Annotated in this window: 13 protein-coding genes; 6 read left to right on the forward strand and 7 right to left on the reverse strand. The window is 50.2% G+C overall.

What is annotated here, in order from left to right; translation table 11 throughout:
• Nucleotides 1-42 precede the first annotated feature (42 nt).
• From AB1757_02655 to AB1757_02670, 4 genes are all read right to left on the reverse strand, one after another.
• Entirely contained in the window at nucleotides 43-1,119 is a 1,077-nt protein-coding gene (locus tag AB1757_02655) for an agmatine deiminase family protein (protein MEW6125940.1), read from the reverse strand.
• A 129-nt stretch (nucleotides 1,120-1,248) separates the two neighbouring features.
• Complete coding sequence (locus AB1757_02660) at nucleotides 1,249-2,142, reverse strand: carbon-nitrogen hydrolase (protein ID MEW6125941.1); 894 nt, start codon at nucleotides 2,140-2,142, stop codon at nucleotides 1,249-1,251.
• 44 nt (nucleotides 2,143-2,186) lie between these two features.
• Nucleotides 2,187-2,606 (reverse strand): secondary thiamine-phosphate synthase enzyme YjbQ, encoded by a 420-nt coding sequence (locus AB1757_02665; GenBank protein MEW6125942.1) that lies wholly within the window; start codon nucleotides 2,604-2,606, stop codon nucleotides 2,187-2,189.
• A gap of 175 nt (nucleotides 2,607-2,781) precedes the next feature.
• Entirely contained in the window at nucleotides 2,782-3,444 is a 663-nt protein-coding gene (locus tag AB1757_02670) for an SOS response-associated peptidase (protein ID MEW6125943.1), read from the reverse strand.
• A 196-nt stretch (nucleotides 3,445-3,640) separates the two neighbouring features.
• Here AB1757_02670 and AB1757_02675 point away from each other — a divergent pair, with 196 nt between their 5' ends.
• The 6 genes from AB1757_02675 (at nucleotide 3,641) to AB1757_02700 (ending at nucleotide 8,852) form a co-directional block, all read left to right on the forward strand.
• Entirely contained in the window at nucleotides 3,641-3,766 is a 126-nt protein-coding gene (locus AB1757_02675) for a hypothetical protein (protein MEW6125944.1), read from the forward strand.
• Nucleotides 3,767-3,808: 42 nt separating this feature from the next.
• A complete protein-coding gene (locus tag AB1757_02680) occupies nucleotides 3,809-4,156 on the forward strand; it encodes an AhpC/TSA family protein (protein MEW6125945.1) in 348 nt (115 codons plus the stop codon).
• Nucleotides 4,157-4,359: 203 nt separating this feature from the next.
• Nucleotides 4,360-4,599: a hypothetical protein gene (locus AB1757_02685; protein MEW6125946.1), complete on the forward strand. Its 240-nt coding sequence runs from the start codon at nucleotides 4,360-4,362 to the stop codon at nucleotides 4,597-4,599.
• Nucleotides 4,541-6,595, forward strand: a complete 2,055-nt coding sequence (locus tag AB1757_02690; GenBank protein ID MEW6125947.1) for a S8 family serine peptidase — start codon at nucleotides 4,541-4,543, stop codon at nucleotides 6,593-6,595. Before AB1757_02685 ends, AB1757_02690 begins: the two co-directional genes overlap by 59 nt.
• 191 nt (nucleotides 6,596-6,786) lie before the next feature.
• Entirely contained in the window at nucleotides 6,787-7,542 is a 756-nt protein-coding gene (locus AB1757_02695; protein ID MEW6125948.1) for a GNAT family N-acetyltransferase, read from the forward strand.
• Between the two features lie 167 nt (nucleotides 7,543-7,709).
• Entirely contained in the window at nucleotides 7,710-8,852 is a 1,143-nt protein-coding gene (locus AB1757_02700) for a glycosyltransferase (protein ID MEW6125949.1), read from the forward strand.
• Nucleotides 8,853-8,933: 81 nt separating this feature from the next.
• On the opposite strand, the gene AB1757_02705 is transcribed toward AB1757_02700, so the two are convergent.
• The 3 genes from AB1757_02705 to AB1757_02715 all read right to left on the reverse strand — a co-directional run bounded on the left by AB1757_02705 (nucleotide 8,934) and on the right by AB1757_02715 (nucleotide 12,580).
• Nucleotides 8,934-9,305, reverse strand: coding sequence for a VOC family protein (locus AB1757_02705; GenBank protein ID MEW6125950.1), 372 nt, complete (start codon nucleotides 9,303-9,305; stop codon nucleotides 8,934-8,936).
• Between the two features lie 236 nt (nucleotides 9,306-9,541).
• Nucleotides 9,542-11,605 carry a S9 family peptidase gene (locus AB1757_02710; protein MEW6125951.1) on the reverse strand — a complete coding sequence of 688 codons (2,064 nt, stop codon included), beginning with the start codon at nucleotides 11,603-11,605 and terminating at the stop codon, nucleotides 9,542-9,544.
• A 90-nt stretch (nucleotides 11,606-11,695) separates the two neighbouring features.
• Nucleotides 11,696-12,580 carry an SPFH domain-containing protein gene (locus tag AB1757_02715; GenBank protein ID MEW6125952.1) on the reverse strand — a complete coding sequence of 295 codons (885 nt, stop codon included), beginning with the start codon at nucleotides 12,578-12,580 and terminating at the stop codon, nucleotides 11,696-11,698.
• Nucleotides 12,581-12,600: the final 20 nt, after the last annotated feature.

The raw sequence follows: 12,600 nt of genomic DNA on the forward strand, positions 1-12,600 counted from the left end.
TCCGAATGAATTGCGCATTTGAAAATTGCTCACGAAAGATAATCATTTCGCGGGTTGTTGTTGCGTCAGGCAATGCAAGGTGCCGAGTCCCCACACCAAATCGACGGCGTGAATCCCTATGATTTTTCTATCGGGAAAAAGTTCCGCAAGTATCCCTAACGCACGACGGTCGTTTTCGTCGTTAAAGGTCGGAACTAAAACCGCCGCATTCGAGATATAAAAATTGGCGTAACTTGCCGGAAGTCTACGACCCTCGAAATAAAGCGGCGCGGGCATTGGAAGTTCTACAATATTGAGCTTCGCGCCATTTTCCAATCGCATAGTTTTTAACCGCTCGAAATTCTCTTCCATCACCGCGTAGTTATAATCCGTCGGATTTTTCTCGCGCACGCAAACGACCGTGTCGGCATTTACAAAGCGGCAAATGTCATCGACGTGTCCGTGGGTGTCGTCGCCTTCAATGCCTTTCCCCAACCACAAAATATTGCTTACGCCTAAATAAACTTTCATCGCCGCTTCGGTTTCTGCTTTACTCAAACTCGGATTGCGCGCTTGCGCGATTTTATCGAGTAAACACTCTTCGGTAGTAAGCAGCGTGCCGCGCCCGTTGACATCAACCGCCCCGCCTTCCAGAACAAAATCAGTGTCATTGAATTTCGCGTGAAAGATTTTTAAGTTGAGGGCATCGGCGGCAAGTTCCGCGATGCGATTGTCTTTTTGATAATCTAAGTATTTCGCCCACGCATTGAATTTGAATTTGCTGACGGCAATTTCGGCGCGTCTGTTCAATTGGCGTTTAACGAAAAGGGGACCGAAATCCCGCGTCCAGCCGCGATTTGACGGAAAGCGGAAAAATTCGATACGCGAAAAATCCGCGCCGACCTTTTCGAGGATGCGCCGCGCCAATGCTTCGTGTTTGGCATCGTTGACGATGATGCGGACTTGTTCATCGATTGCGAGTTTGCGGGTGATTTCGCCATAAACCCAGTAAATCGGGGTGATTTTTCCGGGCCAGTCGGTGCGGTTATGCGGAAAGCCAATCCACGTCGCTTCGTGGCGTTGCCATTCGGCGGGCATTTGAAAGCCCTTAGCTGCGGGGGTGTTTTTTGAGTTTGTCATTTTTTGATTAAACCACAGAGGCACTGAGACACAGAGAAAACAAAAGATAAAAGAGAACTGCGAGTTGTGAGAAGCGTTTCTCTTTTTTGTTTTTTCGTCTCTGTGTCTCAGTGCCTCTGTGGTGGAAAATTATTCATCAAGAAAGCGGCGGTCAATGCCGACGTAAGCATCGATGCGGCGGTCGCGCAAAAAGGGCCAGTTTCGCCGCACGTCTTCCATTCGCGCTATATCAATCTCGCCAATCAAAATCTCTTCTTTGTCGATTGACCCTTCGGCAATGACCACGCCGAACGGGTCGCATAAAAATGTCGTGCCCCAGAATTCAATCCCTGCCACATCTTCTTTCCATTTCTCATGACCGACGCGGTTGACAGCCGCAACATAAACGCCATTGGCAATCGCATGAGCGCGTTGAATGGTGCGCCAGGCGTCGCGTTGTTGTGCGCCGTACTGCGCTTTTTCATGCGGGTGCCAGCCAATCGCTGTCGGATAGAACAGGACGTTCGCGCCGCGCAGCGCCGTGAGTCTTGCGCCTTCCGGATACCATTGATCCCAGCAAATCAAGGTGCCGACGCGACCGGCATCCGTATCGAATGCTTTGAATCCCAAATCGCCCGGCGTGAAATAAAATTTTTCGTAATAAGCCGGGTCGTCCGGTATGTGCATTTTGCGGTAAAGGTCTGCGACTTCACCTTGCGCGTTAATATAAGCGACGGTGTTGTGATAGAGTCCGACGGCGCGGCGTTCAAAAAGCGATGCGACAATGGTGACTTTCGCCTGGCGCGCGACTTTGCCGAGGGCTTCGGTAGCTGTGCCGGGAATCGGTTCGGCGAGGTCGAAAAGTTCGGCGTCTTCGCGCTGGCAGAAATACTCGGAGCGAAACAATTCCGGCAAACAGATGACCTCTGCGCCTTGTTGTGCGGCGTCTTCGCACATCGCCACGGCGCGGCGCAGATTGTCGTCAATATCTTTCGACATCTGCATCTGCACCAGACCAACTTTAAAATTCTTTTCCTTTTGCATAGTGATTCAAGCTTAACATTTCAATTGCGGATTTTTTAATTCAACTACTCGCCGATGATTTTAACGAGCACACGCTTGCGGCGATTGCCGTCGAATTCGCCGTAAAAAATTTGTTCCCAGGTGCCAAAATCCAGTTTGCCATTGGTGATGGCGACTACGACTTCACGACCCATAATCTGGCGCTTGATGTGGGCGTCGGCATTGTCTTCGCCGGTGTCGTTGTGGCGATACTGACCGATGGGTTCGTGTGGCGCGAGGCGTTCTAAGAATACTTCGTAGTCGTGATGCAATCCCGATTCGTCATCGTTGATGAAAACCGAAGATGAGATATGCATGGGGTTGACGAGACACAAACCTTCTTTGATGCCGCTCTCTTTTAAACAGGCTTCGACCTGCGGCGTGATGTTGATAAAAGCGCGGCGCGTTGAAATATTGAACCAGAGTTCTTTTCGATAACTTTTCATAGCGGCAATTATCGTTCAATCATTTGGTGATGACAAAGCGCGGTTGATGAAAGGGGAAGGTTTCAGGTGAATTCAATTGCCTGGGCTGCAAAATGCTGCTTCACCGCGAGAGCCGCAGAGAACGCAAAGGCAGCGCAGAGAAATCCCCGACAATTTTTTCACCAACCATTCAATCTCACACGCGCTTGATGCACGCGGGCGAATTGTTACGCGGCGAATTGACCAGACGCGAGACTTCATAGGCTTCCATCAAGTCTGCCGAAAAAGGTTGCAGCATCTCGAGCAACACGTTTTGATTTTTCACCGAAGCATCAAGCCATAATTCATGTTGCTCGCGCGGCAAAATCACCGGCATGCGTTCATGGAGGTCGCGCATCAAATCATTGGCTTCGGTGGTAATAATGGTGCAGGTCGTGAGCACCTGACCTTCAGGCGTTTCCCAATGGTCAAAAAGCCCCGCAAAGGCGAACGGTTCATCGGATTTCAGATGGATATAAAACGGAATCTTTTCTTTGCCGGTTTTTTTCCATTCATAAAATCCATCGGCAACAATCAGGCAACGACTGTTTTTAAACGGGGTTTTGAAACTCGGTTTTTCAATGATGGTTTCGGCGCGCGCATTAATCATTTTTGCGGCAAGCGAATCGTCTTTTGCCCACGAAGGAATGAGTCCCCAGCGCATGGCGGTTAATCGTTTAACGGAATTGCCGGAAATCGCCAACAGATTTTGCGTTGGCGCGATGTTAAAACTCGGTTGCAAGTCGGCTTCGACGATGTCGATGAAAAAGGCTTCGGCAATTTCGTCAATGGTTCGGCTTCTTACAAATCGTCCGCACATAATAGTTGAATATTAAGTCAATCCATGAAAAAAGACTATGCGTAGAAGAGGATACAGGATTCAGGATACAGGATACAGGAAGAAGAAAGTATGAACGATGAACGATGAAGTATGAACTAAAAGAATTCCACCTTGTTCATCGTTCATCGTTCCGCCTTCATCGTTTTCTTTGTCCTGTATCCTAAAGGACTAAGCAATGCAAGAACTCACAGAAGCGATATTGCACGCGCCGGTTGATGGATTGAATCTGCGCGGGAAAACTTTTGGCGAGCAGTTCGGTGAAGGCGCGACGCTGCTGGTTTTTCTCAGACATTTTGGCTGAATTTTTTGTCGTGAGAGCGTAAAGGATTTACGCCAGGCTGCGATGCAGAATGTAAATTATCCGGCAATCGTTTTTGTTTATCAGGGCACCGTCAAAGAGGGCGAAGAATTTTTTAACAGGTTCTGGAAAGAGGCGCGCGCCATTGCCGACCGACCGAAACGTTTTTATGAAGCTTTTGATCTCAGGCGCGGCAACCTTGTCCAACTTTTGGGTCCCGCAGTTATTGCGCGCGGCGTTCAGGCGGCTGCCAAGGGAAATTTCGTCGGCAAACCCGTAGGCGATACCACGATTTTATCCGGCTATTTTTTAATTCAAAAAAATCAGATTGTCTGGCAGTACCTTTCAAAACATAGCGGCGACCATCCCGATTTTAAGCAACTCAACCAGTAACTTCCCACCACCTAATGAACCGCTCACTGTAAACTGTAGAGCCTGGCATTCAAGTCATTGCAATAAATGCGCCTCCTATCGGCAGGCATTTCTCTACAGGTTTATCTCAAAGTCTCTGGCAAAGCGTTTCCCCGATTGGGGAAGACGCCGATTCAGTCAGATTGATGCCCACTCATTCAATTTCAATCAACCTGCCGGGTAAAATGCTGACCGAAGCATTCCCTGAAAAGGGCAGCAATTGGTGGTTTTTTCCCGGCAATTTTCAGGAAATCACCTGGCACGAATTTAGCAACTCGAATCCGCCTGAGCATTTCGATCAACTAGCATTTAAATCGGACGAACAACGGTTATCCCCCCCGGAAGTAGTCAATGAGGATGAAAACGATGAAAAAATTTCTCACTACAACGCTGACCGTTTTATTGGCGTTGTCCCCAATCGCTAATGGGGCGAGTAGTCGTTCATCCGCAAAAGAGCGCAGGGTACAGGATATACGTTCTTTTGCAGGCGATGACGAATTAGGAACGGGAAAAGCGGGAAGACGTAAAATTTCCCCCCAACTGGAAGAGAGTTTGCAGGAGAATAATCTGAGGCAAAAACCCAATAAACGGCAAAAAGTGATTATTCAATTGCGTGAAATGCCAAAAGCCCCGGATGCCATGATGATACAAGCCGTGAGCGAGACCATGGACGAGCAAATGTTGAGTGCCGAAATCAATACCAACGACATGCGCTCGACGGTTCTGCGTTCAAAAATCGAAGGGTTAACCGGACGCTTGAAAAAAGCCTTCAATGCGATAGGCATGATTAGTGCGGATATGCCGCTGGCGAAAATTCGTGAACTCGCGGATGATTCGGAGGTTGCCTATATCAGTCCCGATAGACAGACGACCTCAACCGGTCACATTGAAACCACATCCGGTGCGCTTGCCGCGCGTACCTTAGGTGGCACGATTTCTTATAATGGCAGCGGGATCGGCGTTGCGGTTCTCGACAGTGGCATTGACCCGAACCATAATCTGGTTAAAGCCTCAGCCAATCATCCGGGTATCGTTTTTCAAAAAGATTTCACGGTTACTTCAGGAACCGGCAACCCGGCAGACCCCTTTGGTCATGGTACGCACGTCGCTTCTATCATTAATGGCAGTGACTTGGTTTCAAATGGCGCGTATCGCGGTATTGCGCCGGGTGTTAATATCCTCAACCTGAAAGTATTGGACGACAGCGGCAGTGGCGCGTCGAGCTTTGCGCTTGCCGCTCTCGATTGGTGTATTGCCAACAAAACCACCTACAACATCCGCGTCATCAACCTGAGTTTGGGAGCGCCTGCGGTAGATTCCTACACCAATGATCCGCTGTGTCTGGCAGCAAAACGCGCTCATGATGCAGGTATTGTAGTGGTCGCGGCTGCCGGTAATGACGGTAAAACATCAACCGGGCAAAAGCTCTTTGGCACTATCCATTCACCCGGCGCTGAACCGGCGATTATCACCGTCGGCGCTACGAATACCTATGGAACCAACCTGCGTTCAGATGATGCGGTGGCGAGTTACAGTTCTCGCGGCCCGACGCGCGGTTCCCGGTTAGTCGGGCTTATCAAAAAGTATGACAATTTTATTAAACCGGATGTCGTGGCACCGGGTAATAAAATCATTGCCGCCCGATCAAACAATGCTACCGGTGGCGGTAACGGGCTGGTCAATAGCAATCCTAATTTCGCAGTTGGTACGCAAACCGATCCCACCAATAAATTAATGCGCATGAGCGGCACCTCAATGGCAGCACCTATCGTCGCCGGCGCAGCCGCTTTAATGCTTCAGGCAAATCCCAACCTCACGCCGAGTTTGGTAAAAGCCATCCTCATGTATTCAGCGCAACCTATCATGGGAGCCAGCAGCTTTGAGCAAGGCGCAGGCCGAGTCAATGTTGAAGGCGCTGTGCGGTTGGCGAAATTGGCGGTAGTTTCGTCTGCCATGACGAAAGGCCAAGCCTTGATTAGCTTGCCGACAACCCAATCGAGCACCATCGTCGGCGTTGCCTGCCCTTGGGGCAAAGGCATGGTCACCAACTATTGTCTGGTGTACGGCGATGCTTTGATGACCTACTGGCAAAGCGTTTATGTACAGGGAAGAAGACTGAACGATGCCACAACCTTTGCGGGCAGTGTGCTGACCATAAACACCATAGACATAACCGCCGGTGTCAGCAAAACTCAGGGCGCTTTATCGTCCAGCGGGACGCTGATTGCCGACGGCACGTTGGTTTCCGATGGTTGTTTACTTGCCGACGGCACGTTGATTGCCGATGGTACGTTGATTGCCGACGGCACCTTGATTTCCGACGGTACGTTGGTTTCCGACGGTACGCTGATCGCTGACAGTCGAGCCAGAACTCTGACAGCTTTACTTGGCGATGACACAAGCGCTATGGAAGCAGAATAACAGTTGTAGCAACTTAATTAGAACTTTGAATGGAGATGGCAATGTTACCGTTACAGAAAATCCAGCAAAGCGAAGAATATAAGAGCTACAGACTGCGTGTCGTGCCCCGTCAAGAGGTACGGGAATTGACGGACCAGGACTTTGAAGCTGTTATCAAGCTCTTAAAACAAGATCACCTTAGAGCAGTTCAATTGCGTGGGTTGATTCAAGATTATGGCATCTCAAACACCGCAGCGCTTCGTGGTCGTTTGTTTGGCTACTACGAAGATGGTGAGTTGCTGAACCTAGCGCTTCTCGGACACCACATCCTCATTTACAAAGAGTATGAGGGAATCAAACAATTCGCAGAAAAAGCTGCTGAAATCAACGCCCAGGGCTACCTGGTGCTCGGACCGAAAGGTCAAGTCGAAGAATTTTATGCCTGCTTATCAGAACTGGGACGCCAGTCGCGTATGCGTAGCGACCAACTCTGGTATGTATGCCGCACCCTACAACTGAAAGCGGATTCCGTACAATTGCAACTCGCAAAGCCGGAACAACTGGATGAAATCGTTGAAACCCACGCCCTGCTGGTGATGGAACAAAATGGCGGCATTGACCCGCGCGCCAAAGACCCGGAAGGTTTCCGCCGTCGCGCTCTTGAACGCATCGAAGGCAGCCGCACCTGGGTTAAGGTTGAAGATGGAAAAATTATCTTCAAGGCGGAATTGGTCAGTGAATCGCCCGAAGCCGTATACCTGGAAGGTATCTGGACACATCCCGAATACCGCAATCAAGGGATCGGCACTCGTTGCGCGACCGAACTGGTCAATCGTTTTCACCTGCAAAAGAAGGCCGTCGGTATTTTAGTTGAACCACAGGAAATCACCGCCATGCACATCTATGAACGCATAGGCTTTGTGCACGAAGAAGACCACTTGGCGCATTTCCTTACCCCTCTGGATTAAACTCTCATTGCGTGAGCAAGGACGCCGCAATTCCCAGCGATTTTGCTCACGCAATGACCTCACAACTTTCACCTCTATTTGCTGCTTACAAATTAAAACTGGATAAACTTCGCCGCATCGCTGAAAATAGACGCCTCGAAAAACTGATTCCGGTTGAGGCTGACTAAATGTTCAAAAAAGTTTTGCTGCTTTCTGCATCCGCCGGCGCAGGCCACATTCGCGCCGCCCAAGCCATCGAACGCGCCATGATTGAGATGAACGCGGCTACGAAAATCCGCCACGTCGATGCGCTCCAGTTCACTAATAAAATTTTTCGCGCGCTCTATTCCAAAGCTTATATTGAACTCGTGAATCGCGCCCCCGACGCTTTGGGTTGGCTCTATGACCAGTTCGATAAGCCCTGGGAAAATGAACGCCGCCGTTTAGCTCTGGATAAATTGAATGCCCGACCGCTGATAAAGATGGTCGAAGAATACGATGCCGATCTTTGCATCTCAACGCATTTCTTACCGGCTGAACTGGTTTCCTGGCTCAAAGCCAAACGACGGCTTGCCGCGCCGCACGCGGTTGTCGTCACTGACCTCGATGCCCATGCGATGTGGCTCTGTCATCATTACGAACAGTATTTCGTGGCGCTTGATGAAACGCGGGTTTACCTGGAAAAACTCGGCATCGCGCCGCATAAAATCGCAGTCACCGGCATTCCCATTGACCCGATTTTTTCGCGTCGTAAAGACAAACAGGAGATGCGCGCCAAACATAAACTAAAAGCCGATGCCACGACCATTCTGGTGTCGGCGGGCGGATTTGGCGTTGGTCCCATCAAACAAATTCTGCAATCGCTTCTGCACCTCAAACACAAAGCCCAGATCGTCGCCATCTGCGGGCGCAACGTCGAACTCAAAGATGAAATTGAAAAAATTAGTCGAGAGCTACCGCGCGCGCACGTTGCCATAAAACCCATCGGGTACACCACAGAGATGGATGAATACATGGCGGCGTCGGATATTTTGCTGGGCAAACCCGGAGGACTCACAACTTCGGAAGCTTTAGCGATGGGTTTGGTGTTTGTGATTGTCAATCCCATCCCCGGTCAGGAAGAACGCAACTCTGACCATTTGCTCGAAAACGGCGCGGCGATTCGTTGCAATAATCTTCCGGTGCTGGCGTATAAAATTGACCGTTTGCTTGATGACCCTGAACGTTTTGCCGCGATGCAAACGAACGCGCTGAATCTTGCGCGACCCCGCGCCGCGTTCGACATTGTTGAAAAATTATTGACGTTAAAAGGCAGGAAACATCGCGTGTAAGCGAGCGGGATTTTCTGAGAGCGATGTTTAACCCGAAATAACGCAGTTAAAGACCGCTACTCAACGATGAATAGGATGACTTTAAGCTGGTTTCAGCGGCGCGCAAAGCTCCAGGTCATTGCCATCGGGGTCTGTGAAATAAATGGATTTTGCGGGCATCCATTCGTGAAAGTGTGTGCCGTCAACTTCGACGCCGCGCTCTTTGAGCAGGGCGGCAGCGCGTTCAATATCGCTTTCGGCAACCGTGAATGCGAAATGCTGGGGATGGAAATGCTCAGGGTCTTGCTGCAAAACAATCATGCCGTCTTCACCACCGGCGCGTAAAAACAGCCAGTTGCGCCGCTCATCGCGAAGACCGACTTCGAGTTCCAGCACTTCACGATAAAATTTTTCGGCGGCGGCTAAATCCTTCACGCGAATCGCCACTTCATAAATTCCACGAATCGGTAACATCGAATCTCTCCAATCTGAAAAAGTAATAAGGCTGAAACGCGCAAGTGAGGCGAATCATGGTGAGCCTTTTGTCATTGATTTACTAAATTTGATCTGTTTAGGGAGCGGTCTGAGACCGCGACCTGCTGAGACCCCTAAGTAAATCGTTTGACAATCGGCTTCATTCGGTATCGCTTGCAGATTTCAGCCTTCGCACATCAATTATGGTTTAGTAATCGATAGGTTCACGGTCAATCCTAAGGGTTGGCTTTTTTGTGTTTATCGAACCAGCCGCCGATAAAGGTCATCTTCGCCATCCAGTGACTCGGACGCCGCCGTATGCCATGCGGTTCGCCGGGCACGCGCACCAGTACGCTTTCAACGCCGAGCAATTTCAAAGCCTGATAATACTGCTCGGAATCCGACATCGGGGTGCGATAGTCTTCTTCACCGGTGAGCACCATCGTCGGCGTTTTGACATTTTTGACCACCGACAACAGATTGCGTTTTTCGTAATGTTCGGCGTTATCCCAGGGCATTCCCGGAAACCAGTATTTCGCTGTCCAGGGAATATCGGATGTGAGCACGAAGCTATACCAGTTAATCACCGGATAGACGGTTACCGCTGCGCGAAACCGTGTGGTGCGACCAATCATCCAGCAGGTCAGCACACCCCCGCCGCTGCCGCCCGTGACATATAAATTTTCTGCATCCACGTAACCTTTCGCGACCACCGCATCGACACCCGAATTCAAATCGTAAAAATCGTTGCCCGGATAGGCGTGATGAATCAGGTTGCCAAATTCCCCACCGTAGCTCGTCGAGCCGCGCGGGTTGGTATAAAGCACGACGTAATCTTTTGCCGCCCACACCTGCTTTTCAACATCGAAGCGGTCGCCATAATCGGCAAACGGTCCGCCATGAATTTCCAAAATCAACGGATACTTTTTCGCCGGATTGAACGCCGGTGGTTTGATAATCCAGCCTTGAATTTTGCGTTTATCGAATGAAGATTCGTACCAGATTTCTTCGACTTCGCCGAGTTGTTTATTGGCAAACAAATCTTCATTCAACGCGGTGATGACTTTGGCGGTTGCATTGCTGCCACCGGCGACCGCAATGTCCGAAGGGATTTTCGGCGTTGAATAGGTGAACGCCACTTGCCCGTTTGCTGCAAGCGAAAACCCGCCGCCACCATAAGCCGAGCCGCTGCCGCCGACGTTGTTGGTTACATTGGTGAGTTTTCCGTCAAGCGTGTAGTAAGCGATTTTCGTATTGCCTTTGTCGGAGTATTGAAAGTAAATGCGCTCACCTTCGGGCGACCATCGCACCCCGCCAACATCTCTATCGAGACTTGCAGAAAGAAGTTGCGGATTGCTGCCATCGCGATTCATCAGGTAAAGCTGGGTGACTTGATAGCCTTGATAGCGGTCATCGAATCCCGTGTAAGCGATGCGTTTGCCGTCGGGCGAAATTGCCGGAGCCGAATCGGGTCCCTTGCGTGTGGTGAGTTGTTTCATCGTGCCATCGGCAATCGAAAATTCAAAGATGTTGGTATCCACCGGCTCGGCTTCATAATCGGGATTGCGATTGGCGGAAATCAAGAGCGCTTTACCATCGGGCGTCCACACGGCTTCGCTGGCGCGAAAAACGCCGCCGTGTTGAAAATTGCCGCTGGTGATTTGACGCGGCGTGCCGCCTTCTGCGGGCAACACGAAAACGTGATGATAACCGGGCGGCAAGTAACCTGGCCCATTGAAACGATAGATAAGTTTATCAATGACTTTTGCAGGGTCAGCCCATTTGGCTCCCGCAGGCGGCGCGGGGATGTTCGCAACCGTTGCCGGTTTATCGAACACAAAGCTTGTGAAAGAAATCCATTTGCCATCAGGCGACCAGTTGATACCGGCTGGCGGGTATTGCAAATTTGTGAGCTTTGCAGTCTGTCCGTTGTCCATCCAGCGCAAATAGATTTGCGCGGTGCCGTCCTGGTCAGAAACATAAATCATTTTGCTGCCGTCGGACGACCAACGCGGCGACGAGTCGCTGCGATTGCCCGTGGTGAGCGGGCGATTGTTGGTGCCATCGACATTGATAATCCAGATATTCGAGAGATTCCTGTCGGACATGATGTCCGCGAACTGGCGCACGTAGAGAATCTGTTTGCCGTTTGGCGAGAGTTGCGGGTCGGATGCGAATTCCAGATTGAACACATCCATTGCCGTCAAACGGTTCGCGTTGCTTTGCGCGGTTGCCTTGAATGAAAAAACAAAAGCGATGACGAGTGGAATCATCATCGCTTGAAAGAAAAGCCTTCGCATAAGCCACCTCCATATGGATTTTGAAAAATGCCAGAATAAAAAGCAGGTGGCTGAACTATGAATTTGCCCTTGCACGCTGTCAAGGAAGAATTACTCTTCGGTTTGTGACTCGGCAGGTTGGGCGGGTTTGGCGTGACCGTCAAAATTGATATAGATTCGCGCATTGGCGGTTCGCGCCAGTTCGCGTAAAGTTTCCAATTCTTGCAGCCGCAACAAAGCCGGGTGTTCCTGATAAGCTTTTGCTGCCTGTTCGCGCTCTTTCAGCGATTGGATTTCAGACTGAGTTTTCAGCGCCTGAATTTCGGTTTGCGTTTGAGCCGCGATGCGCTGTGCTTCCGCTTGAACCTCTGCGTCGCGTCGGCTGGCTTCGAGCTTTGCCTGGGCTTCGATTTTTTGAGTTTCAGCTTTGGTTCGCGCTTCTACGAGTTGCGCCTGACTCATGCGTTCGGCGGCAAGCACGCGGTTCATGATTTCTTGCAAATTGCCCGGAAAAATCAGGTCTTTTACATCGGCGCGAAAAATCGCAACCCCATAGCTTGAAGCAATCTCTTTGACATCGCGCAATATATCTTCGCTTAAACGATTGCGATTGGTGAGAATTTCTTCAAGTTTCATTGAAGCCAATGAACGGCGGGCGGCTAATTGCACATCGCTGTAAAGGCGGTCTTCATAGTTTGCGACATTATGAATGGCGGCGCGCGCATCGGTGACGCGAAACTGAACGATGATGCTTACGCGAATCGCCACTTTGTCAGCGGTCAGAATCTCCTGCCCTTTAATATTCAAATCGCGTTCACGTATATCAACGAGCAGGAGTTCGACAATGGGTTTTCGTTTGCCCCGCAATTCATCCAAAAATGTTTTCTTTGAATCCGGCACTTCATAACGCCCGGCTTCCAGAATTTTGGTTAAAACCCCGTCTTCGTACCACAATCCTCTATGCGTATCTTTAATGATGACTTCGCGGTTTTTCATAGAATCGGTTGATGCCGGCT

It is taken from the genome of Acidobacteriota bacterium (genome assembly GCA_040754075.1).
Lineage (GTDB): Bacteria > Acidobacteriota > Blastocatellia > UBA7656 > UBA7656 > JBFMDH01.